The 21,211-nt window shown below is 65.5% G+C and carries 21 protein-coding genes; 8 read left to right on the top strand and 13 right to left on the bottom strand.

Annotated elements, in window-relative coordinates:
- Window positions 1-18: 18 nt before the first annotated feature.
- Complete coding sequence (locus tag V1280_RS19580) at window positions 19-570, bottom strand: lytic transglycosylase domain-containing protein (protein WP_334527490.1); 552 nt, start codon at window positions 568-570, stop codon at window positions 19-21.
- 232 nt (window positions 571-802) lie between these two features.
- Between V1280_RS19580 and V1280_RS19575 the strand changes: the two genes are divergently transcribed.
- A complete protein-coding gene (locus tag V1280_RS19575) occupies window positions 803-1,018 on the top strand; it encodes a hypothetical protein (protein ID WP_334527487.1) in 216 nt (71 codons plus the stop codon).
- On the opposite strand, the gene V1280_RS19570 is transcribed toward V1280_RS19575, so the two are convergent.
- Both V1280_RS19570 and V1280_RS19565 read right to left on the bottom strand, forming a co-directional pair.
- On the bottom strand, window positions 1,015-2,352 hold the full coding sequence (locus V1280_RS19570; RefSeq protein ID WP_334527484.1) for an ATP-binding protein: 1,338 nt from the start codon (window positions 2,350-2,352) through the stop codon (window positions 1,015-1,017). The genes V1280_RS19575 and V1280_RS19570 overlap by 4 nt on opposite strands.
- A gap of 15 nt (window positions 2,353-2,367) precedes the next feature.
- Window positions 2,368-3,108 carry a response regulator gene (locus V1280_RS19565; protein ID WP_334527481.1) on the bottom strand — a complete coding sequence of 247 codons (741 nt, stop codon included), beginning with the start codon at window positions 3,106-3,108 and terminating at the stop codon, window positions 2,368-2,370.
- 180 nt (window positions 3,109-3,288) lie between these two features.
- Between V1280_RS19565 and V1280_RS19560 the strand changes: the two genes are divergently transcribed.
- Together V1280_RS19560 and V1280_RS19555 are read left to right on the top strand one after the other, a co-directional pair.
- Window positions 3,289-3,873 (top strand): hypothetical protein, encoded by a 585-nt coding sequence (locus V1280_RS19560; RefSeq protein WP_334527478.1) that lies wholly within the window; start codon window positions 3,289-3,291, stop codon window positions 3,871-3,873.
- Between the two features lie 218 nt (window positions 3,874-4,091).
- A complete protein-coding gene (locus V1280_RS19555) occupies window positions 4,092-4,634 on the top strand; it encodes a PRC-barrel domain-containing protein (RefSeq protein WP_334527475.1) in 543 nt (180 codons plus the stop codon).
- Between the two features lie 192 nt (window positions 4,635-4,826).
- On the opposite strand, the gene V1280_RS19550 is transcribed toward V1280_RS19555, so the two are convergent.
- The 8 genes from V1280_RS19550 to V1280_RS19515 form a co-directional block, all read right to left on the bottom strand.
- On the bottom strand, window positions 4,827-6,035 hold the full coding sequence (locus V1280_RS19550) for an ABC transporter substrate-binding protein (protein WP_334527472.1): 1,209 nt from the start codon (window positions 6,033-6,035) through the stop codon (window positions 4,827-4,829).
- A 234-nt stretch (window positions 6,036-6,269) separates the two neighbouring features.
- Window positions 6,270-7,100, bottom strand: a complete 831-nt coding sequence (locus V1280_RS19545; RefSeq protein ID WP_334527469.1) for an ABC transporter permease — start codon at window positions 7,098-7,100, stop codon at window positions 6,270-6,272.
- A complete protein-coding gene (locus V1280_RS19540) occupies window positions 7,097-8,359 on the bottom strand; it encodes an ABC transporter permease (protein ID WP_334527466.1) in 1,263 nt (420 codons plus the stop codon). Before V1280_RS19540 ends, V1280_RS19545 begins: the two co-directional genes overlap by 4 nt.
- Before the next feature lie 34 nt (window positions 8,360-8,393).
- Window positions 8,394-9,452, bottom strand: a complete 1,059-nt coding sequence (locus V1280_RS19535; RefSeq protein ID WP_334527463.1) for an ABC transporter substrate-binding protein — start codon at window positions 9,450-9,452, stop codon at window positions 8,394-8,396.
- 67 nt (window positions 9,453-9,519) lie between these two features.
- Window positions 9,520-10,623 (bottom strand): ABC transporter ATP-binding protein, encoded by a 1,104-nt coding sequence (locus V1280_RS19530; RefSeq protein ID WP_334527460.1) that lies wholly within the window; start codon window positions 10,621-10,623, stop codon window positions 9,520-9,522.
- 135 nt (window positions 10,624-10,758) lie between these two features.
- A complete protein-coding gene (locus V1280_RS19525) occupies window positions 10,759-12,327 on the bottom strand; it encodes a DUF4403 family protein (protein WP_334527457.1) in 1,569 nt (522 codons plus the stop codon).
- A gap of 129 nt (window positions 12,328-12,456) precedes the next feature.
- The gene (locus V1280_RS19520) at window positions 12,457-13,095 is read right to left on the bottom strand and encodes a Vgb family protein (RefSeq protein ID WP_334527454.1); all 639 of its coding nucleotides are present in this window, start codon (window positions 13,093-13,095) and stop codon (window positions 12,457-12,459) included.
- A 27-nt stretch (window positions 13,096-13,122) separates the two neighbouring features.
- The gene (locus V1280_RS19515) at window positions 13,123-14,343 is read right to left on the bottom strand and encodes a helix-turn-helix domain-containing protein (protein ID WP_334527451.1); all 1,221 of its coding nucleotides are present in this window, start codon (window positions 14,341-14,343) and stop codon (window positions 13,123-13,125) included.
- A gap of 99 nt (window positions 14,344-14,442) precedes the next feature.
- On the opposite strand from V1280_RS19515, the gene V1280_RS19510 reads away from it, so the two are divergent.
- Complete coding sequence (locus V1280_RS19510) at window positions 14,443-15,222, top strand: DUF899 domain-containing protein (protein WP_334527448.1); 780 nt, start codon at window positions 14,443-14,445, stop codon at window positions 15,220-15,222.
- The gene (locus V1280_RS19505; protein ID WP_334527445.1) at window positions 15,219-15,488 is read left to right on the top strand and encodes a hypothetical protein; all 270 of its coding nucleotides are present in this window, start codon (window positions 15,219-15,221) and stop codon (window positions 15,486-15,488) included. The genes V1280_RS19510 and V1280_RS19505 overlap by 4 nt, the downstream gene beginning before the upstream one ends.
- Window positions 15,489-15,570: 82 nt before the next feature.
- On the opposite strand, the gene V1280_RS19500 is transcribed toward V1280_RS19505, so the two are convergent.
- Entirely contained in the window at window positions 15,571-16,275 is a 705-nt protein-coding gene (locus V1280_RS19500; RefSeq protein WP_334527442.1) for a L,D-transpeptidase, read from the bottom strand.
- A gap of 274 nt (window positions 16,276-16,549) precedes the next feature.
- Here V1280_RS19500 and V1280_RS19495 point away from each other — a divergent pair, with 274 nt between their 5' ends.
- From V1280_RS19495 to V1280_RS19485, 3 genes are all read left to right on the top strand, one after another.
- A complete protein-coding gene (locus V1280_RS19495) occupies window positions 16,550-17,602 on the top strand; it encodes a glycosyltransferase family 4 protein (RefSeq protein ID WP_334527440.1) in 1,053 nt (350 codons plus the stop codon).
- Between the two features lie 33 nt (window positions 17,603-17,635).
- Complete coding sequence (locus V1280_RS19490) at window positions 17,636-18,325, top strand: class I SAM-dependent methyltransferase (RefSeq protein ID WP_334527438.1); 690 nt, start codon at window positions 17,636-17,638, stop codon at window positions 18,323-18,325.
- 155 nt (window positions 18,326-18,480) lie between these two features.
- Complete coding sequence (locus tag V1280_RS19485) at window positions 18,481-19,140, top strand: hypothetical protein (RefSeq protein ID WP_334527435.1); 660 nt, start codon at window positions 18,481-18,483, stop codon at window positions 19,138-19,140.
- Between the two features lie 395 nt (window positions 19,141-19,535).
- Here V1280_RS19485 and V1280_RS19480 read toward each other — a convergent pair whose 3' ends face one another.
- Window positions 19,536-21,200 carry an aminotransferase class III-fold pyridoxal phosphate-dependent enzyme gene (locus V1280_RS19480; protein WP_334527432.1) on the bottom strand — a complete coding sequence of 555 codons (1,665 nt, stop codon included), beginning with the start codon at window positions 21,198-21,200 and terminating at the stop codon, window positions 19,536-19,538.
- Window positions 21,201-21,211 lie beyond the last annotated feature (11 nt).

Raw genomic sequence — 21,211 nt, 5'->3', positions numbered from 1 at the left:
GGCTAGTGACGGCTGGTGTCAACGCATGTTCCCGGGAACCTGCGCCCGCGCGTTGCGGATGTGCTGGGCGAGCTTCCTGTGCGGCGGCGCGCCGAACATCGGCTGCGGATTGCCGTTCGGCTCCAGCCAAGCCTGGTCACTTGCCTCGAAGCTCGCTTGTTGCACGGCCTGCTGGCGCTGGTGCTTTGCAACGTAGTAATAGCCGCCCGCGAAATAACGCACGGCGCGGTCGTGGTCGCCATTGGCGGCGTGATAGGCGCCGGCGAGGTATTTGACCGCATAGGTGAGATTGGTGTTGGGGTCGCGCAGGCCGGCGGCATCGCCGGTGTAGCCGAGCCCGCGGGCGGTGGCGAGCTTGATCTGCATCATCCCGATCGCGCCGCCACGGCCGACCAGACCGGGCTGATAGCGGCTCTCGCGCATGATGACGCGATGCACCAGCGCCTCCGGCACGCCGTTGGCGCGCGCATGCATGGCGACCATCTCGGCATAGTCGGCCTGGCCCGCGAATGCGGCCTGCGGCGACACCAGTCCGGCCGCGATTGCGGCGGCAACGATTAAAGCTTTCATCAAATATCTCTCGGTCAATCAGACCTGCGCCCGTTCGCGTTAGGCCCCGTGAACGCGGCGATGATGTGGCGAAACGCCGCCGATCACGATTTTGCAGCGCAGAGCCGTCATTCTGACGCAAGGCCGGCGTAGAGGTTAACGGCAGATGAAGCCGCCATTCGCGACAGCGGGCCTGTCTATTCGCGCGCTGGCCGAAAGCAGTATGAGAGCGGTGCAAATCGGGAGAGGTGCCATGACAAAAACAACCATGGTCAACACCCACGGCGGCGACATTCCAAGACAGAACCCGTGTGCCCAGTGCGGCGCGCCGATCGCGCAGCCCGACTGGATCGAGCCGGGCGAGGGGCGAGTGTCCTATCTCTGGACTTGCCACGCCTGCAACTATCGCTTCGAGGCGATCGCGATCTTCGACGAGCCCGCTGTCGTTTATCCGCCGCTCGCGGCTTAAGCGGCGGCCTGCGCCGAAAGCCTCGGCTGCTGCCACACCGGCAATTGCATCCGCACGATCAGCCCGTGCGGCTCGCGGTCGTGCAGCGACAGCTCGCCGCCATGGGCGAGCGCGATCGCGCGCGCGATCGACAGGCCGAGGCCGAAGCCGGTGGAATCGTCCATGGTGCGCGCGTCGTCGCCGCGAACGAACGGCTCCAGCATTTCCTGCTTGCGCGCATCCGAAATGCCGGGGCCGTCGTCCTCGACGTCGATGACGAGCTTTGTGCCGGCGACATCGAGGCGGATCGTCACCTCGGCGCCGAAGCGCACCGCGTTCTCGACGAGATTGGTGACGCCGCGATGCAGGTCGTCGGGACGCGCCGCGGCGGTCGCCGATGACGGGCCGTCATAATGCACGACATGGCCCATGTCGCCGAACTGGTCGGCGATCAGCTGCAGCGTGCTCGCGATGTCGACCAGCGTGATCGCCTCGATCTTGCGGTCGTTGCGCAACAGCGACAGCACGCTTTCCAGCATCGAGCGCATCTGGTCGAGGTCGATCAGCATGCGCTTGCGGTTGCCCTCGTCCTCGATGAACTCGGCGCGCAGGCGCAGCCGCGTGATCGGCGTGCGCAGATCGTGGCTGATCGCGGCCAGCATGCGGGTGCGATCCGACATCAGCCGCCCGATCCGCTCATGCATGCGGTTCAGCGCGCGGGCGACCGAGCGGATCTCCTCCGGGCCACGCTCGGGCAGCGGTTCGGAGGTGCCGTCGAGGCTGAAATCCTCGGCGGCCTTGGCAAAGGACGACAAGGGCGTCGCCAGCGCGCGCGCCGCCCACAGGCCGAGCACGCTGATGGAGATGAAGGCGGTCATCAGCGTCACCAGCCACGGCGCGCCCCAGAACCAGGGACGCGGGCCGTTCTCGACATGGCCGGCGATCGTGGTGCCGTCAGGCAAGACCACGCCGATGCGGTGGGCGTCGCCCTCCGGCGCGAGCTGCACCACCTTGTAGCCGCGACCGAGATGGCGGCGGAGCCCGTGCAGGTGCTGGCTTTCGCTGTCCTCGACCACAATCGCCGTGCCCGGCGCCGATATCTCGATGTTGAGCTTCGGGAAGGCGCGCGCGATGTCTGCGGCGAGACGCGGCCGGTCGTCCGGCCTGGCCGAGCCGAGCAGCAGCGCCGCATCCAACAATTGCGGAGCGCCGTCCGGCGGCTGGTCCGGGCGGTCGGGCCGGGTGATCAGGAAGACGGTGGTGACGACGAGATGCAGCGCGACGGTCGAGGCCAGCACCAGCGCGGCGATCTGCCCGCCGATGCCCTTGAGGTGGAAGAACCCGAACGGCCTCATGGTCTTAACGCCCCGTCAGTTGCTCAGGGGCGTCGTAACCGCTTCCGTTCTGGGCGTAAACAAATAACCGCCGGAGCGCACCGTCTTGATGAGGGTGGGATCGGCCGGATTGGGCTCGATCTTGCGGCGGATGCGGCTCACCAGCACGTCGATCGAGCGCTCGAACGAGCCGGTGTTGCGGCCCTGCGTGAGGTCGAGCAGGCTGTCGCGCGACAGCACGCGGCCGGGACGCTCGCAGAACGTCCGGAGCAGGTCGAACTCGGCGCTGGTCACCGCGACGCGCGCGCCTTCCGGATTGCGCAGCTCGCGCAGCCGCAGATCGATGCGCCAGCCTTCGAAGGCAAGCGTCGAGGCGCCGTCGATCGAGCTTGCCGCCTGCGCGGAGGCCTGACGCCGCAGCACCGCGTTGATGCGGGCGAGCAGCTCGCGCGGGTTGAACGGTTTCGGCAGATAATCGTCCGCGCCCATCTCGAGGCCGACGATGCGATCGACGTCCTCGCCGCGGGCGGTCAGCATGATGATCGGCGTCTGTGCCTCCGAGCGCACCTTGCGGCACAGGCTGAGACCGTCCTCGCCCGGCAGCATGACGTCGAGGATGATGAGATCAACGCGGTGGTCGGCCATGGCACGCGACATCTCGCGGCCGTCGCTCACAGCGGTAACGTTGCAGGAGTTGTTGCGGAGATATTTCGCAATCAACGTCCGGGTTTCGCGGTCGTCTTCGACGACCAGGATGTTGGGAGAAGGAATGGCCATGAGCTTTGTTTGTCCAAGATTCGGGCCAAAAGGCGAAGATTTTTGTTTCAGTTTGTTTCCGAATGTATTTCCGCAACACCCCGCAACGACTGGGTCGTCATATGGCAAGGTCTCGTTAAGCCCGTTAACCATACCGTGGGGCAGTCGCGTACGAAACCCCGCAAAAACCACGGTGCACTCATGACCTCGATTTCGGCGGCCTCCGCCGGTAATTACCAGTCGCCGCTGCAGAAGCTGCAGCAGGAATTGCAATCGGAAGTATCCGACGGGACCATCTCCTCCTCGGACCAGTCCGCGCTCACGACCGCCCTGCAGGACATCGACACGGCGCTCCAGCAGAGCAAGTCGAGCGATCAGTCCAGCGGCACCAAGCCGTCCAGGGACGGCCTGAAGTCGAAGATCGACGATCTCATTTCCAACGAGGTCTCGAACGGGACGCTGACGTCGGACCAGGCCGACGAGCTGAAGGGCGTGTTTCAGTCCGGTTTCGGCAAGGGGCCCGGTGGTCCCGGCGGAGCGCATGGTGCAGGCGGCCCGCCGCCCGGACCGCCGCCCTCGGACGACAGCTCGTCTTCGGATGCGTCGTCGACGGATTCGACGAGCAGCAGCTCGACCGATTCCAGCACGGCCAAGATCCTCGAGCAATTCCTCCAGGCGTTGCAGCAGTCACAGTCCTCGTCGAGTTCGTCCTACAGCGCGAACGGCACGACGAGCTCCTCGAGCAGCACGGACATCTCCGCGCTTCTGATCGACTACCAGAGCTGACCTGAGCGACGCGGGTCGGCGCGTTCCTCGCCGCGATCGTGCTACATCCCAGGGCGCAAGATCGTCGGCGGGGAACTGTGCATTTCGCACGTTCCTCGACAGGAACCTTCCTCGCAACGCAGCGCCGCAATGGCACGACGAAATTGCCGCAGCACAGGAACTGCGGCTGGTCGTGGCTGTTCTCTCCACATGCGTTTTCTGCTGAAGGAGAGGACACAATGTTGATGAAATCGATCGCCGCCGGGCTTGCCGGCACAGCACTGCTTGCGACCGTCGCGTTTGCGCAAAACCCCACCGCCACCACCGACAAGTCGCCACCCGCGGCCACCACCGCGACGACGACCACCACGACCGCTTCGGGCGAGTGGCGCGCGTCGAAAATGGCCGGCTTGAAGATCTACAACGACGCCAACGAGAGCATCGGCTCGATCAACGATCTGCTGATGGACAAGAGCGGCGCCGTGAAGATCGCAGTCATCGGCGTCGGCGGCTTCCTCGGCATGGGCGAGCATCTCGTCGCAGTGCCGTATGAGAAGCTGAAGTTCGTCAACGAGGCGGTGGCCTACACCGGCGCGGCCGGCACCGGCGCCAACCCGAACCCGAACGCCAAGCCCGCCGCGACCACGACGACGGGCGCTGCGACCGGCACCGAGAAGACCACGACGGCATCGTCTTCGTCGAAGTGGTATCCGGACCACGCCGTGTTCAACGCGACCAAGGATGAGCTGAAGAACATGCCCGAGTTCAAGTACTCGGAGTAATGCGGATCGCGTGATGGCCTAAACGCAGCGCGCCCGGTTTTCCCCGGGCGCGCTGTCGTGTCTGCTCGTCATTGCGAGGAGCCCGCGACAAAATTGCGAAGCAATTTTGCGCTGGCGACGAAGCAATCCAGACTATTGCCGCGGATGCATTTCTGGATTGCTTCGCTGCGCTCGCAATGACGAAGGAGGGAGCTACTTCACCAGCTTGCAGCCGCCCTTGTCGAGCGGGCGGAAGGCTTCGTCGCCGGGCACGGTGGCGATCAGCTTGTAGAGGTCCCACTCGCCCTTGGACTCTTCCGGCTTCTTCACCTCGAACAGATACATGTCGTGGACCATGCGGCCGTCGATGCGGATCTTGCCGTTCCTGGCGAAGAAGTCGTTCACCGGCGTGTTGCGCATCTGCTCCATCACCTTCGGCGCTTCGTCGGTCTTGATGGCCTCGATCGCCTTCAGATAGTGCACGGTTGCCGAGTAGAGGCCGGCCTGGATCATGGTCGGCATGTGGCCGACCTTCTCGTTAAAGCGCTTGGAGAAGGCGCGGGTCTCGTCGTTCATGTCCCAGTAGAACGCATCGGTGACGATCAGGCCCTGCGTCGCCTTGATGCCGAGCGAATGGGTGTCGGTGATCTCCTGCAGCAGCGCGATCATCTTCTGCCCGCCCTGCGTGATGCCGAACTCGGCGGCCTGCTTCAGCGCATTGGTGGTGTCGCCGCCGGCGTTCGCCAGCGCGACCACCTTGGCCTTGGAGGCCTGGGCCTGCAGCAGGAAGGACGAGAAGTCGGACGAGTTGAGCGGATGGCGGACCTCGCCGAGCACCTTGCCGCCGCTCTCCTTGACGACGTTGGCGGCGTCGCGCTGCAGCGCCATGCCAAACGCGTAGTCTGCGGTGACGAAGAACCAGGTGTCCTCACCGCGCTTCACCATCGCCTTTCCGGCAACATTCGACAGCGCGTAGGTGTCGTAGGTCCAGTGCACCGTGTTGGGCGAGCAGGCAATGCCGGTGATGTCGGAGGAGCCGCCGCCGGAATTGATGTTGATCTTGTTCTTCTCGCGCGTCAGCGCCGAGATCGGCAGCGCGACCGAAGAGGTCGGCACGTCGAGGACCGCATCCACCTTCTCGTTGTCGTACCAGTTACGGGCGATATTGACGCCGACGTCGGGCTTGTTCTGGTGGTCGGCGGACACGATCTGGATCGGAACTCCCGCGACCTTGCCGCCGTAATCGGCGACGGCCATCTCGACAGCGGCCAGCGAGCCCTTGCCGGTCGCGTCGGCATAAAGGCTCGACATGTCCGTGAGCACGCCGAGCTTGACGACGTCGTCGGAAATCTGCGCCTGCGCCGTGCCGCAGGTCGCGGCAATGGCGAAGCCGGCCGCGACCGCGGCGATGAGTTTCTGCATATCGTTTTCTCCCTCAGCCTTGTTGTTTGGGGCTTTGTTGCGGGGACTGTTCTAGCGACAAACCGTCGCGGGGCAAAGCCGGGGAGGGATGGAGAGGGGTGAGAAATAAGTAGGGGCCTCCGTCATTCCGGGGCGCGCGTAGCGCGAGCCCGGAATCCATCGTGCAACAGCGACGGTGGATGAATGGATTCCGGGCTCGCGCTACGCGCGCCCCGGAATGACAGTTGGGGGCACTCAGCCCCCGCCGCCCTTCAGCCGTTCGTTGCGTCGGCGCAGGCCTTCCAGCGTGGCGAGGAGGATGACCGAGACCGTGGTCAGGACCACCGCGGCTGCGGTGATGGTCGGGCTGATGTTCTCGCGGATGCCGCTGAACATTTCGCGCGGCAGGGTGCGTTGTTCCGGCCCTGCCATGAACAGCACGATCACCACCTCGTCGAAGCTGGTCGCGAAGGCGAACAGCGCGCCCGACGCGAGCCCCGGCAGGATCAGCGGCAGGATCACGCGGCGGAACGCTTCGAGCGGCGAGGCGCCGAGCGAGGCGGCGGCGCGCGCGAGATTGGTGTCGAAGCTTTGCAGCGTCGCGCCGACCGTGATCACCACAAAGGGCGTCGCCAGCGCGGTGTGAGCCAGGATCAGGCCGAGATAGCTGCCGGTCAGTCCGATCGGCGCGAAGAAGAAATAGAGACCGACGGCGGTGATGACGCCGGGCACGACCACCGGCGACAGCACGAAAGCCAGCACCAGCGGCTTGAACCGGCTCTTCCACTGCGCGAGCCCAAGAGCTGCCAGCGTGCCCAGAACCATCGACAGCAGGGTCGAGGCGACGCCGATGATCATGCTGTTCTTCAGCGAATTCATCCAGCGCGGCGAATTGATGAAATCGTCGTACCAGCGCAAGGAGAGGCCCGGCAGCGGATACGTCAGGTACGAGCCTGAGCTGAACGACAGCGGCATGATCGCAAGGATGGGCGCGATTAGGAAGATGAACACCAGCGTCGAGATGACGATGGTCGCGGTCCACGCGATGCGCTGGCTGGGCGTGCGGAGGGAGGAACTGTCGCTCAATTCTTCATCCCTCCCGTGACCTGCTGGCCCTGCACCAGCTTGCCGTAGACAAGAGCGAGCAGAATGGTGGCCAGCAGCAGCACTGCACCTAGCGCCGACGCAAGGCCCCAATTGGCCGTCTCGGTCGTGTAGAGCGCGATGAAGTAGCTGATCATCTGATCGGCGGCGCCGCCGACCAGGGCGGGCGTGATGTAGTAGCCGAGCGCCAGGATGAAGACGAGCAGGCCTCCCGCGCCGATGCCGGGCAGGGTTTGCGGCAAATAGATCCGCAGGAAGGCGATGAGGGGTGGCGCACCGAGCGAGGCGGCTGCACGCATGTAGGCGGGCGAGATCGCCTTCATGCTGCTGTAGAGCGGCAGGATCATGAACGGCAGCAGCACGTGGGTCATGGCCACGCAGACACCGAAGCGGTTGTAGATCAGGCGCAGCGGCTCGTCGATGATGCCGAGCCAGTGCAGGCTGTCGTTCACGACGCCCTTGCTCTGCAGCAGCACGATCCAGGCGCAGGTGCGCACCAGAAGCGAGGTCCAGAACGGCAGCAGCACGAAGATCATCAGCAGGTTCGACCGGCCGGGCGGCAGTGTCGCCAAGAGGTAAGCGGCCGGGAAGCCAAGGATCAGGCAGAGCGCGGTGACACCGAGGCTGATGAGGAAGGTGCGGCCGAAAACATCGCGGTAAATCGCCTGATCCGCCGGAGCTGCGACGATCGCGCCGTCTACGTTGCGCGTCAGGTCGAGTGCGGCCAGAAGGTAGAAGCCGGTGACCGGGCCACCGGCGTCCTTGATCGTCGTCCAGGTGGTGCGTTCGCGCCAGGCCGGGTTGATCTTGCCCAGCGTCTCCTTCGCGGTGCCGGGCTCCGGCACCGCCTTCAGATTGCGTGCGGTGCTGGTGAGGATCGTGCGAAAGCCGTTCAGGGCGTAATTGAGCCGCTTGGCCGCGATGGCGATGGTGCCGGCGGCGCGCGCCGCCAGGATGTCGTTGGCAAGCGCCGCGTAGGCCTTTTCGTCCGGCAGGTCCTTGCCGTCCCAGTTGGCGAGAGCCGCGACCGTCTGAGGCAGAGCCTGGCGCACCTCGCGGTCATCGACCGCGCGCCACAGCATGCCGGCGATGGGCCCGGCGAAGGTAAAGAGCAGGAAGACGAGAAGCGGCAGCACCAGCGCCAATGCCTTGACCTGGCGTGTCCGCTCTGCGCGCCTCAATCGGCGTTTGAGCGGCACCTCGGTCGACGCATTGGCGCCGGTCAGAAGCGCTTCCGTCATGGGGCGAGCCTTGAGTCGAGTCTTGCGGGGGGCGCTATTTCGCGGCCCATTTGTTGAAGCGCTCGGTCAGGCGGTCGATGTTCTCGAGCCAGAAGGCAACGTTGATCTCGACCGCGTTCTTGATGTTGTCAGGCGCGGTCGGCAGGTCTTTCAGGACGGCCGGCTGGATCAGGGCGGCAGCATCCTTGTTCGAGGTGCCGTAGGCAATGTTCTCCGACAATTTCGACTGGTTCTCCGCCTTGCCGGCGAAGTCCAGGAACTTGTAGGCCGCGTCCTTGTTCGGGCTGCCCTTCAGGATGACCCAGCTGTCGAGGGTGAAGAGCGCGCCGTCCCACACCATGCCAAAATTCTTCTTCTCGTTCTTGTTCGCGGTGTCGATGCGGCCGTTGTAGACCGAGGTCATCGCCACCTCGCCGGAGGCGAGCAATTGCGGCGGCTGGGCGCCGGCCTTCCACCAGACGAGGTCGCCCTTGATCGTATCCAGCTTCTTGAACGCGCGATCGACGCCCTCGTCGGTCGCCAGCACCTTGTAGACGTCCTTCGGCGCGACGCCGTCGGCCATCAGCGCGATCTCCAGCGTGGTCTTCGGGCCCTGACGCAGGGCGCGCTTCCCTGGAATCTTCTTGGTGTCGAAGAAGTCGGCCCAGCCTTTGGGCGCGTCCTTCAGCTTGTCCTTGTCGTAGCCGAGCACGAAATCGTAGAGGATGGCGCCGACGCCGCAGGGATTGACCGACGGCTGGATGTAGGCGGCCTCGCCGCCGATCTTGGAATAGTCGAGCTTCTCGAACAGGCCTTCCTCGCAGCCGACCGCGAGCTCGTCGCTCTCGACCTGGACGAGGTCCCAGGTGGCGGCGCCGCCCTGCACCTTGGCGCGCAACACGCCGACGCCGCCGTCCCAGGACTCGTCGTTCATGGCAACACCGGCCGCCTTCTTGAACGGCTCGAAATAGACCTTCTTCTGGGCATCCTGATACGCGCCGCCCCACGACACGACGGTGAGGTCACGCGCCTGCGCGATGGTGGCCAGCGCAGCGCTGGCGCTGAACGCCGCGGCGAAACCCAGAGCAATCTTGCCAATCTTGCGCTTCAGCATGGTCCTTGTTCCTTCTTCATCTGCGTTTACGTTAAGGTCAATTGATGCAGGTTCGCCTGCGCTGGGATCAGACGGGGTCGAGCGCGAGGCAGTCCTCGGGGCGGAAGGTGATGAACACGCTTTCGCCGTGTCGCAAGCTATCATGTACCCCCGGTTGAAGCTTGACCATGAACTCGGCATTCCCGGCGACGTCGAGCACGGCCAGCGCGTGGTCGCCGAGATAGATGGTGTTCTGCACTTTGGCCGGCAGCCGGTTCGGTCCGTCGCTGGAGCTGCCGTCGGGGACAATCGCGATCCGCTCCGGCCGCACCGACAGGGAGGTCGATGCGCCTGCACCCGACACGTTGACCGCACGCGCCATGACCGAGCCGCCGGCCGCCAGCGCGACGCGGCAATAGTCCTTCTCGATCGTCTCCACGGTGCCGGCCAGCACATTGTTCTCGCCGACGAAATTGGCGACGAAGCTGTTGACGGGATGCTCGTACAGCGCGTCGGGCCTGTCGATCTGCTGCACGATGCCGTCGTTGAACACGGCGATGCGGTCCGACATGGTGAGCGCTTCGCTCTGGTCGTGGGTGACGTAGACGACGGTGATGCCCATCGTCTCGTGCAGCTGCTTGATCTCCAGCTGCATCTGCTCGCGCAGGCGCTTGTCCAGAGCGCCCAGGGGCTCGTCCATCAGCACGAGCTGCGGGTTGAAGACCAGCGCGCGGGCCAGCGCCACGCGCTGCTGCTGGCCGCCGGACAATTGCCCGGGCCGCCGCTGCGCCAGGGTCTCCATCTTGATCATGCGCAGCGCCGCTTTGACGCGCGCCTGCGTTTCCGCCTTGCTGACCTTGCGTACGGACAGCGGAAAGGCGACGTTCTCCTCGATCGTCAGGTGCGGAAACAGGGCGTAGTTCTGGAATACCATGCCGATGTCGCGCTTGTGCGGCGGCATGTTCTTGATCGGCCGTTCCGCGAGGTAGATCTCGCCATGGGTCGGAACCTCGAAGCCGGCCAGCATCATCAGCGTGGTCGTCTTGCCTGAGCCCGACGGGCCGAGCAGGGTGATGAACTCGCCCTTTTTGATGTCGAGGTCGAGGTTCTTCACCACGAGATGCTCGCCATCATAGGTCTTCTGAATGCCGGAAAACCGCACCAGTGCGGGCGTGACCATGCCGGCTTCCATATCGTCTTCGCGCCCCACTCAACTGCCGCTGTCAGCACCTCGTCCGAGGTTGCGACGAGCAGCTTAGCACCCTCCGACGAGAATGCCAGCGGCGCAAGCGATAAGCGCTGCGCGGATTCCGTGCATGAAAGCGCGCTACATCCCCGACAGCTTGGTCACGTACACATTCAGTGTGCCGCCGGCTTCCGCGACCACGCGCAGCGTCCTGGAATCGAAGGCGATGTCGGCCAGCGTCAGGCTGCTGATATTGGCCTCGACCTTGACGCCGTCCTCGCTTTTCTGGAAATCGGCAATGACGCCTGCGATCTTCTCGCGCGCATTGGCGGCGATCGGCTTCAGGTCGAGCGTCGCCTTCTGCACCAGCGCCTGCTGCATCTGCGGCACCACCGCGCGGGCGGCAGCGCCGAGCAGGCCGAAGGCCGCCTCGGACTCCACCGCGAGCTGGATGTCGGCGAGCCGCAGCGTCTGCTGCGCCTGGTCGAGCATTGGCCGGCCCCAGATGTGCACGTTCGCCTCGGCGCCGAGCCCGAGCCAGCTCTTCTTCTCCTTGGCGCGCACCAAGAGCGAGATCAGAAGCCGCTCGCCGGAGGGGACGACGTTGACGCTCTTCACCGTGACCTCGACCGGACCGGAGCCGTCCTCGGGATAGGTGTGGCCGACCATCTGGGCCGCGATCAGCTTGTTGATCTCGGTGAAGGGCACGTCGATGGGAACGCCGATGTTCACGCCGGTGCCGGTCGGCGGCACGATCGAGATCTTGTCGGGGAACGGGCAGTCCGGCTTGGTCGGCGTCGACGTCACACGCGTCTCGGCCTCGAGGCCGAGCAGCAGCGTCACGTTCTGCGCGTCGACGCGCGGCTGCGCCGCGATCGCGCGGGTCGGCTTCATCTCGAGCCAGAGCGGCGGCAGCGCGGCCGAGGAGCCCGAGCCTTGCAGCGGGATCGAGCGGCAGGCCTTGGCCCATTGCACCTTGGCGTTCTCGCGCAGGCTGGGGTCGTGGCGGATGCGCTCCGAGACGACGTTGAGCTGATCGCCGACGGTCTTGTCGATCAGCGGCTTCACCTGCGCGGGAACGTTGACCTTGGCGCCGGCGACGTTGAGGTTGGTGTCGCCGAGATTGACCTGCGCGCCCAAATTCGGCTCGAGGTGCCAGGCGGCCGCGAGCTTCGGGCGCGCGGTGACGACGACGCTGCCCTTGATCTCGGCGCTGGCGTTCAAATTCTTGATGTTGACCGCGCCGATCCGTTTCGCCGCGTCGCCGCCAAGCACGCTGCCCAGCGCATCGCCGAGCGCGCCGGTGGCTTTCGCCGACAGCGACCCCGTCACGTTCAGCTTGCCGGTGATCGGCGTCGACAGCGTCAGCACGTCCTTGTCGCCGGTCGCCGACATCGGTCCGCGGACGGCGGTCCAGCCGATATCGGCGTCCTGCAGGATCTGCGAGATCGGGTTCTCGGCCTTGCCGGCGAAATTGCGCGGTGAAGCCTTCTCGGCCTGCTCCCGGATCGCCGACAGTGCGATCGCCACCGGCGCCACCACGATGGAGCTTTTCGAGACCGGCGGCAGCGGCGGCAATTGCGCGACCGGCGGCCCCGAATTGGTCGCGCGCGGCGACAGCAAATCCATCGCCTTCAGGCTGATGAAAAACGACGCCGCGAGCACCGCAACGGCGATCAGGACAGTCTTCAAGTTCAACGTCAGACGCATCAATCCCCCAGGCCGCCCGGGCCGGAGTTTATAGGGCAGGCGAGAGGGGCGCTAGAGCGCACCGATGGGGTGGAATTGGGGCAGATGGGTTAACGGCTGTGTCCGTCTGCTGAGCCCGCCCGTGCGCAGCTAGCCGCGCCGGGGACGGCGGACCGCGCGCACCTTGCCAGCCTCGCCGCCGCCGCAGAACAGGCGATCGCCGCCGTCGGATTCCAGCCCCGAGACCATCGTCCCGGCCGGCAGGTCGAGCTGCTCGAGCACCTTGCCGGTTTGGGGATCGATCCGCCGGATGTCGCTGTCCTCGCCTTCCCAGGTGCCGTGCCAGAGCTCGCCATCGACCCAGGTGACGCCGGTCACGAAGCGCTTGCTTTCGATGGTGCGGAGCACCGTCCCCGTGTCCGGATCGATCTGATGAATCTTGCGCTCGCGGTACTGCCCGACCCAGAGCGAACCTTCGGCCCACGCCAATCCGGAGTCGCCGCCGCCCCCGGGCGCGGGGATCGTGGTGAGCACCTTGCCTGTCGCCGCGTCGATCTTCTGGATGCGATCCTCCGCGATCTGGAACAAATGGCGGCCGTCGAACGCCGTGCCCGCATGTGCGGCGACATCGAGCGAGCGTGCGATCTTGCCGTTGGCCGGATCGAGGCTATTCAGCTTGTCGCCCGATGCGAACCAGACATGGGTGCCGTCATAGGTGACGCCGTGCACGGCCTCGACGCCCGGAAAAGGTCCGTACTCCCTGATGATCTCGGCGGCGGAACGCTTCATCTGCCCGATCCCTGCGATGCGACCAATCTACGCTTTTAACAGCGGTCCGGGGAGTAACAAGCCTGTCGGGAATCCGGGGACGGGCGGGGTCATCCAGCGCCGCGCCCGTCCGTGGCCGAACGACTGCACCTTGTCCGATCGGGCGAGTTCCTCGAGGGCTCGCTGCACCGTGCGTGCGCTCATGCCAAGCGCGAGCGCGAGCGCCGAGCTCGACCACGGTTCGCCGTCGGCGAGAATGGCGAGGACCGCGGCGTGCTTCTCCTCGACCGGCCGCGCCAGCACGATGACGTTGCGTGTCCTCCGCGGCGCCAGCTCAAAACCCTGCTTGGTCGCGCTGATCTCGGCGAGCGGCTTGAGCTGGGTGCGCAGCCGCCCGATCTCGACGCGCAATCGCGCGCGGTGCGACTCGTCGACGTGCCTGGCCTGGAACGCACCTGATATCAACGCCTCGCGCGAGACGTCCGCGGGCCATGCCTGCGCCAGCAGACGGGCCAGCGCGAACAGCACGGGCCGCGTGCCGAGCGACACGGCTGTGCCTTGCCTGCGCACGACATGATGGAAGGTGTCGACGACGAGTGCCGTCGAGGTCGCCAGTCGCTCGACCTCGCCGAGCAGCAGCGGGTGTTCGCTGCCGCGTGCGATCAGGCGCGCAGCCGGCGTGTTCAGGATCAGGCTCGCGCTGTCGACCTCGGCGACGAGCGCCGGGATCTTTGCCAGCCGCGCTGCCTTGCCTGCGCGGTCGAGTGCTGCGCGTGCATCTCTTGTTTTCAACCGCCTGATGGCGATGCCGGCAACCACCAGCTCGCGAACGACGAGCGATGCAGGCGGGAGCGGGGAGACGCTGATCTCGGCCAGCGTGCGCTCTGCCTCGTCGACGCGTCCGAGCAGGAGCAGACGGCGGGCCTCGATATGGCCGGCATGGGCGGCATTGGCGAGATCGCCATGGCTTGCGAGCGTTGCGCGTGCGCTTGCGAGCGTGTGCGCCGGCCAGCTCAGGTCGCGCGAGACCAGCGCGATCTCGGCCTCGGCCACCACGCACCGGGCGCGCGCGACCGCCTCTCGCGGACCGAACGCGCGCGCGGCGCTGCGCAGCAGCGTCTTGGCTTTCGCGAGATCGCCGAGCTGCGCCATCGCGATGCCGCGCAGCGCCAGCGACGGCGCATCGTTGCGCAGCGCGACGCGGTTCAGGGCGCCGAGCGGATCGCCGGCCTCTAACGCGCGCGCGGCGGCCGTGATCAGCGACTCCATGAAAATCCCGCCACACTTGTTACTCCCACCACGCAACCGTCTGGTGCCAGAAATCGTTGACGGCCGACAATGTGCGGTGAGCAGGAAGTTTGGAGAGCCATGATGACATCAGCAGAAAAAGCAGGAACTAACGCCACCATGCAAACACCGCCAGTGGTGTCGCCGCAGGACTGGGAGGCAGCCCGTCAGCAACTGCTCGTGAAGGAAAAGGCGCATACCCGCGCCCGCGATGCACTCGCCGCCGAACGCCGGCGGATGCCGTGGATGGAAGTGGACAAAACCTACGCATTCGAGACGCCCTCGGGCAAGGCCAGTCTGCTCGATCTGTTCCAGGGCCGAAAGCAGCTCATTCTCTACCGGGCCTTCTTCGAGCCGGGCGTGTTCGGCTGGCCCGACCATGCCTGCCGCGGCTGCTCCATGGTGGCCGACCAGGTCGCCCATGTCTCCCATCTGAACGCCCGCGACACCACGCTGGTGTTCGCCTCGCGCGCGCCGCAGGCCGATATCGCGCGGCTGAAGACGCGGATGGGCTGGAACATCCCGTGGGTCACCATCACCGACAGTTTTGACGCCGATTTCGGCGTCGGCGAGTGGCACGGCACCAACGTGTTCTACCGCGACGGGACGCGCATCTTCCGCACCTATCTGATCAAGAGCCGCGGCGACGAGCAGATGGGCGGGACCTGGAACTATCTCGACATCACCCCGCTCGGCCGCCAGGAGCCCTGGGAGGATTCGCCGGCCGGCTATCCGAAGTCGCCCACCTACAAATGGTGGAACTGGAATGACAGCTACGAGGATGGTGGCGCGCCCGACAAGAAATGGGTCGAGGTGTCGGACGCCGGCGAAAAGGCGCTCCGCGAGAAGGGCGCGCAGTGACGGACGTCCATCCCATCGGCACCGGCCGTGACGGCAGGGAGGCCGCATCTCGCCTCGCCCGATGGCTGGGTCTTGCGGCCACGCCGACGTTCGCGATCATGGCCGTGCTGACGGCCGTGATCAGTGGCGGTCCGGCGGACATGCTCTGCTCCGCCGGACACGGGCTGTCGCCGGGCGGGATGGTGCCGATGTATCTGCTGATGAGCGCGTTTCACTCCGCGGCGTGGCTGAGGCTGATTTCGGGGTGGCGTTGGGGCGGCGGGTAAGCGGCCATCCCGCCCCCCAAACGAAACAGCCCCGGCATCGCCGGGGCCGTTCGCAATCTCGTTCGCGGATGACCGCCTCGCGCTACCGAAGTTCGGCGCGGCGCTCGGTCATCGGCAGCACGACCACCTTGGTACCGACGTTGACGCGGGAGTAGAGGTCGGAGACGTCGTCATTGGTCAGGCGGATGCAGCCGGAGGAGACGTGCTTGCCGATGGTGTCGGGGGCGTTCGTGCCGTGGATGCGGTAGACGGTGCCGCCGAGATACATGGCGCGGGCGCCGAGCGGGTTGCCGGGGCCGCCGGCCATGTGGCGCGGCAGATAGGGCTGGCGCTGGATCATTTCCGGCGGCGGGGTCCAGTCCGGCCACTCGGCCTTCTTGGTCACCGACTGGGTGCCGGACCAGGTGAAGCCATCGCGGCCGACGCCGATGCCATAGCGGATCGCCTGGCCGTTGCCGAGCACGTAATAGAGATAGGTGTTGGGCGTATCGATGATGATGGTGCCCGGCGCTTCACGTGTTGAATAGCTGACGGTCTGGCGGCGGAAGCGGGCCGGCGTCTCGACGGCGTCCTGATCCTCGGACGGCGCGGTCTGATAGGTCGGCGCCTGATAGGGCTGGTAAGGCTGAAGCGGCTGCGGCGCGGTCATCTCCGGCAGCGGCTGGAAGAACGGAAACAGCTGCACGGGCGCGGCTTTGACCGGGCCGGCAAATGCGATTGCGGTCACAGCCACTGCACTGACGGCAACGGCGCGCGAAAACGTCTTGAACGTGTCCAGATTGAACATTGGTCGCCCCTGTATGCGTGGTGTTTCTTGGTCACCCAGGCACCGTTTCGGTGCTCCGTTGCCTAATTCACTAACGGAAAGAAGTTTCGGGACGTTTGCGCGGAAAACCGAAAACGGTTTCGTCGTGGCAAGGATTGTTTCATGACAGTTTCGTGGCTAGGTGCGCCCGTTAACAAACAAAACAGCAGGCCGACACTTATGTGACGTCACACGCCTGAAATATCCGTGGTTGATGGTCCTAACCCGAGAATCATCAAACTCTCGGGATTTCCCCATGCGGGTATTAATCGCGACTGACGCCTGGCATCCGCAGGTCAACGGTGTGGTCCGGACGCTGACCTCGCTGGCGGCCGCTGCCAAGGCCCTCGATGTCGAGATCGACTTCCTGACGCCGGACGGCTTCCGGTCGTGGCCGCTGCCGACCTACCCGGGCCTGCGCATCGCGCTGCCGAGCGGCAAAGAGATCGCGCGGCGGATCGAGAAGGCCGCGCCCGAAGCGCTGCATATCGCAACCGAAGGCCCGATCGGCTGGGCCGCGCGGGCCTATTGCCGCCGCAACGGCCTCGCCTTCACCACCTCCTACACGACGCGCTTTCCGGAATACGTCTCGGTGCGGACCGGCATCCCGGATGCCGTCGGCTATGCCGTGCTGCGCCATTTCCACGATGCCGCCGCCATGACCATGGTGGCGACGCCGTCGCTGAGGCAGGAGCTCTCCGGGCGCGGCTTCAAGCGGCTCGGCTCCTGGGGGCGCGGCGTCAACACCGAGCTGTTCCATCCGGATGCTCCGGCCAAGCTCGACCTGCCGGGCCCGATCTTCATGACCATGGGCCGCGTCGCGGTGGAGAAGAATCTCGAGGCGTTCCTCTCGCTCGACCTGCCTGGCACCAAGGTCGTGGTCGGCGACGGCCCGCAGAAGGCTGCGCTCGAGAAGAAATATCCGGACGCCGTCTTCCTCGGCGAGAAGAAGGGCGCGGATCTGACCGCGCATCTCGCCGCCGCCGACGTCTTCGTGTTCCCGAGCCTCACCGACACCTTCGGCGTGGTGCAGCTCGAAGCGCTGGCCTGCGGCACGCCGGTTGCGGCGTTTCCGGTGACGGGCCCGAAGGACGTCATCGCCGATCATCCGATCGGCGCGATCGACAACGACCTGCGCGCCGCATGCCTCCGCGCACTCACCATGTCGCGCGAGACCTGCCGCAACTTCGCGCTGGAGCGCTCCTGGGAGAACAGCGCGCGCCAGTTCGTCGGCAATCTCACCTCACTCCAGCCCAGCCGCATCCTGCGCGCCTCGCCTCGCATGGCGCGGCGGCCGGTGCGCGGTTGATCCATACTTTGACCCACAGCGAGAACCTCATCGATGGCTAAGATCATGAACCTTGACGGCACCCAGCAGCTCGACCTCACCCGCGGTACGGTCGAGCAGGCCTATGATCGCTGGGCGCCGGTCTACGATCTCGTGTTCGGAGGCGTGTTCGCCAAGGGCCGTCAGGCCGCGATCGCAGCTACCAACAAGATCGGCGGGCGGGTGCTCGAGGTCGGCGTCGGCACCGGCATCTCGCTGCCGCTCTATGCTCCCAACCTCCGCATCTTCGGCACCGACATTTCGGAAGCGATGCTCGACAAGGCGCGCCGCCGCGTCAGCGAAGGCAACCTCAAGAACGTCGAGGGCCTCGCGGTGATGGATGCCGAGAAGCTCGAATTCCCCGACAATTCCTTCGACGTCGTGATGGCGCAGTATGTCGTCACCGCCGTGCCGAATCCGGAGACGGCGCTTGATGAATTCGCCCGCGTGCTGCGTCCGGGCGGCGAGCTGATCATCCTCACCCGCGTCAGCGCCGACACCGGCATGCGCCGCTTCATCGAGCAGAAGCTCCAGCCGGTGGTGCGTCCGCTCGGCTTCCGCACCGCCGAGTTCGCCTGGTCGCGCTACGCCAAGTGGCTCGCCGGCGCTGAGGGTATCGAGCTCGCCGAGCGTCGACTGATTCCGCCGCTGGGCCATTTCTCGCTGGTGCGCTTCCGCAAGGTCGACGTCGCCAAGGCAGCCTGAGCAAGGCTGCGAGAGAGCGGCGGTTCGATCCGCCGCTCACGCGTTCGCGTGCGTCATCGCGTCGCTGCACATCGTCACATGACAAAATGATGATGTCACACGGCGTACATCGAATCTCTGTAAATCTCTTACCCGAAAGCATTTTGGGGCATAGCATGATCAAGAATTATCTCGAGCAGCTGCGGATCCAGCGCTGGGACGACCATCGCTACTATCACCACAGCCGCATCAATCAGAGCCTGCACTTCGTCAGCGCGCTGAGCTTCCTCTTTGCCTATGTCTGGCTGTTCGTCGATCCGATGATCTCGGCGCTGGTCGGCTGGCTCGTCTCGATGACCTCGCGCCAGGCCGGTCACTTCTTCTTCGAGCCGCACGATTACGACCACATCAACCAGGCGACACACGAGTACAAGGAAGACATCAAGGTCGGCTACAACCTTCAGCGCAAGGTGGTGCTGATGGCGATCTGGGCGCTGTCGCCGCTGGTGCTGTTCGCCGATCCGACTCTATTCGGCCTGTTCACGCCCTGGGCTTCCGCGACCGACTTCATGCGTCAGGTTGCCAAGATCTGGCTCGTGATCGGCGGCGGCGGTCTCCTGTTCCGCACCGTGCACCTGTTCTTCATCCGGGACGTCGAGACCGGCCTGGTCTGGATGACCAAAATCCTGACCGACCCCTTCCACGATCTGATGCTCTATCGCAGCGCTCCGCTCGCCTTGATGCGCGGCGAGCTGATGGATCCCGGCCTGCACCTCAACCCCGAGCACACGCTGGGCTTCATCGACGAGCCCACACTCGAAGAGCAGCACGCCTGAGCGCGCTGTTCTCACAAAATACTCCGATGTCGATTGGCTACGTCATGCCCGGGCTTGTCCCGGGCATTCACGTCTTGCGGGCTTCTTCGCCTCTCCCCGCGTGCGGTAGGGCAATCGCATATGGTCCACACAACGCAGCGGCATCGGCTGTAGGCTCCCTCTCCCGCGTGCGGGCAGGGCAATCGCGTATGGAGTGCACGAGGCAGCGGCATCGGCACTGGTGCTCCCTCTCCCGCTTGCGGGGGAGGGCTGGGGTGGGGGTGTCTCCGCGTCGGGATTGTCGAGGATTACTGAGGATGTCCCTGCGTTGCGAGAACCCTCACCCGCCGCGCTCTGCGAGCGCGTCCGCCTCTCCCGCGAGCGGGAGAGGCGGAGCAAGCCCGCGCAGTGTAGCCTCAGCGCCCAAGACGCTTGGCCAGCATCTCTTTCAAAATCTGCCGCTTGATGTTCTTGTTGGTGAGCACGCCGTCGTGCCACCAGAAGCCATCGGCCTTCATCTTCTCGGCCGCGCGGACGAAGCGGTCGGCGACCTCGCTGAAGTCGGCGTCGGTGTAGTTCAGGCTGAAGATCAGCCGTCCGGTGCCGACCCAGCTCAGCGACAGGCCTTCGGCACGCAGGTAGTATTGCAGCATCCAGTTGTAGCGGGACGGGGTGGTGTATTTCACCGTCCAGATCGACGAGAAGTTGGCGAAGCGGACCGGCAGGTCGGCATCGATCATCATCTGGTTGAGCTTTTGCGCGCGGCCGTTCCAGGTCGCATCCAGGCCGTCATAGATGGCGCGGAAATTCGGGCTGGCGAGCCGGCTCAAGAACTCGTCCATCGCCGTCATGACGTAGGGATGCGAGTTGAAGGTGCCGCGGGCGAAGCAGATGTCGGCGGGACGATCGTCGCGGAAGCGGCGCATCAATTCCTTCTTGCCGCAGACGACGCCGACCGGCAGGCCGCCGGCGAGGCTCTTGCCGTAGGTCACCATGTCGGCCTTGACGCCAAAATATTCCTGGGCGCCACCGGCGGCGAGACGGAAGCCGACGAAGACCTCGTCGAAGATCAGCACGATGCCGCGCTCGGTGCAGACCTCGCGCAGCTTGTGCAGCCACTCGGTGTAGGCGGCGCGGTCGAAGTTACCCCCGCGGGAGCTGTCGACCAGCGAGGAATCGCCGGGCGCATTGCCGTTCGGATGCAGCCCTTGCAGCGGATTGACCAGCACGCAGGCGATGTCCTTGCGCGTGCGCAGCACATGCAGCGTCTTCTCCGACATCTCGGAGAGGGTGTAGGTCTCGTGCGCGGCGATCGGATTGCCGACGCCGGGCTGCACGTCGCCCCACCAGCCGTGATAGGCGCCGGCGAACCGAACCAGATGCGTGCGCTTGGTGTGGTAGCGCGCGAGCCGCACCGCCTGCATCACCGCTTCGGTGCCGGACATGTGGAACGAGACCTCGTCGAGGCCCGAGATCTGGCAGAGCCGCTGCACGTTCTCGAGGATGACGGGATGGTAGGGCCCGAGCACCGGTCCGAGCGCGTGCGCCCGCTTCTCGGAGCCCTCGATGCACTCCTTGTAGAAGTCGTTGCCGAAGATGTTGACGCCGTAGGATCCGGTGAGATCGTAGGAGGTGTTGCCGTCGACATCCGTGACGGTGACGCCGCTCGAGGATTCCATGAAGGTCGAGGTGCCCAGATGCTCGCGAACGAGGCGCGAGAACTGGAACGGCACGCGGTAGGTTTCGGTGAAGTTGAGGTCGGAGATCGTCTCCGCCGCCTCCTTCGTCATCGCGCGGCCCTTGGGGTAGCGATCGGCGTAGAGTCGCGCGAGGCGGAAGAAGGCCTCCTTGCGCTGCATCACCACATTCGCCGGCGCGCCGTCGCAGCCGAAATATTTGTCGCCCTCGAATTCGTAGAACGGGAGCAGCTTTGCCACCCGGCGCGACATCTTGGAGTGCCCGGCGAGCGAGCGATGCTTGGCGCGGGACAGTTCGAGCCGCGCCTTGAGCTTCGGGAAGGCGGCGGCAGCGGACGCTGCGGCGGCCACGGAAAATGAGAGAATCGGGAGTGTCGTTTCCATGACAACAAGCG

This window comes from Bradyrhizobium sp. AZCC 2230 (assembly GCF_036924495.1).
In the GTDB taxonomy this organism is placed as follows: domain Bacteria; phylum Pseudomonadota; class Alphaproteobacteria; order Rhizobiales; family Xanthobacteraceae; genus Bradyrhizobium; species Bradyrhizobium rifense.
The sequence above is the reverse complement of the archived record's forward strand: the minus strand, read 5'-3'. Positions and strand labels throughout refer to the sequence as shown.

What these genes read in the sequence shown, in the direction of transcription:
- V1280_RS19535 (WP_334527463.1), bottom strand. Translation starts at nt 9,452, where the DNA reads ATGCTGAAGCGCAAGATTGGCAAGATTGCTCTGGGTTTCGCCGCGGCG.
- V1280_RS19480 (WP_334527432.1), bottom strand. Translation starts at nt 21,200, where the DNA reads ATGGAAACGACACTCCCGATTCTCTCATTTTCCGTGGCCGCCGCAGCG.
- V1280_RS19510 (WP_334527448.1), top strand. Translation starts at nt 14,443, where the DNA reads ATGATGACATCAGCAGAAAAAGCAGGAACTAACGCCACCATGCAAACA.
- V1280_RS19570 (WP_334527484.1), bottom strand. Translation starts at nt 2,352, where the DNA reads ATGAGGCCGTTCGGGTTCTTCCACCTCAAGGGCATCGGCGGGCAGATC.
- V1280_RS19485 (WP_334527435.1), top strand. Translation starts at nt 18,481, where the DNA reads ATGATCAAGAATTATCTCGAGCAGCTGCGGATCCAGCGCTGGGACGAC.
- V1280_RS19540 (WP_334527466.1), bottom strand. Translation starts at nt 8,359, where the DNA reads ATGACGGAAGCGCTTCTGACCGGCGCCAATGCGTCGACCGAGGTGCCG.
- V1280_RS19515 (WP_334527451.1), bottom strand. Translation starts at nt 14,343, where the DNA reads ATGGAGTCGCTGATCACGGCCGCCGCGCGCGCGTTAGAGGCCGGCGAT.
- V1280_RS19490 (WP_334527438.1), top strand. Translation starts at nt 17,636, where the DNA reads ATGGCTAAGATCATGAACCTTGACGGCACCCAGCAGCTCGACCTCACC.
- V1280_RS19580 (WP_334527490.1), bottom strand. Translation starts at nt 570, where the DNA reads ATGAAAGCTTTAATCGTTGCCGCCGCAATCGCGGCCGGACTGGTGTCG.
- V1280_RS19565 (WP_334527481.1), bottom strand. Translation starts at nt 3,108, where the DNA reads ATGGCCATTCCTTCTCCCAACATCCTGGTCGTCGAAGACGACCGCGAA.
- V1280_RS19500 (WP_334527442.1), bottom strand. Translation starts at nt 16,275, where the DNA reads ATGTTCAATCTGGACACGTTCAAGACGTTTTCGCGCGCCGTTGCCGTC.
- V1280_RS19555 (WP_334527475.1), top strand. Translation starts at nt 4,092, where the DNA reads ATGTTGATGAAATCGATCGCCGCCGGGCTTGCCGGCACAGCACTGCTT.
- V1280_RS19495 (WP_334527440.1), top strand. Translation starts at nt 16,550, where the DNA reads ATGCGGGTATTAATCGCGACTGACGCCTGGCATCCGCAGGTCAACGGT.
- V1280_RS19525 (WP_334527457.1), bottom strand. Translation starts at nt 12,327, where the DNA reads ATGCGTCTGACGTTGAACTTGAAGACTGTCCTGATCGCCGTTGCGGTG.
- V1280_RS19530 (WP_334527460.1), bottom strand. Translation starts at nt 10,623, where the DNA reads ATGGAAGCCGGCATGGTCACGCCCGCACTGGTGCGGTTTTCCGGCATT.
- V1280_RS19560 (WP_334527478.1), top strand. Translation starts at nt 3,289, where the DNA reads ATGACCTCGATTTCGGCGGCCTCCGCCGGTAATTACCAGTCGCCGCTG.
- V1280_RS19520 (WP_334527454.1), bottom strand. Translation starts at nt 13,095, where the DNA reads ATGAAGCGTTCCGCCGCCGAGATCATCAGGGAGTACGGACCTTTTCCG.
- V1280_RS19575 (WP_334527487.1), top strand. Translation starts at nt 803, where the DNA reads ATGACAAAAACAACCATGGTCAACACCCACGGCGGCGACATTCCAAGA.
- V1280_RS19550 (WP_334527472.1), bottom strand. Translation starts at nt 6,035, where the DNA reads ATGCAGAAACTCATCGCCGCGGTCGCGGCCGGCTTCGCCATTGCCGCG.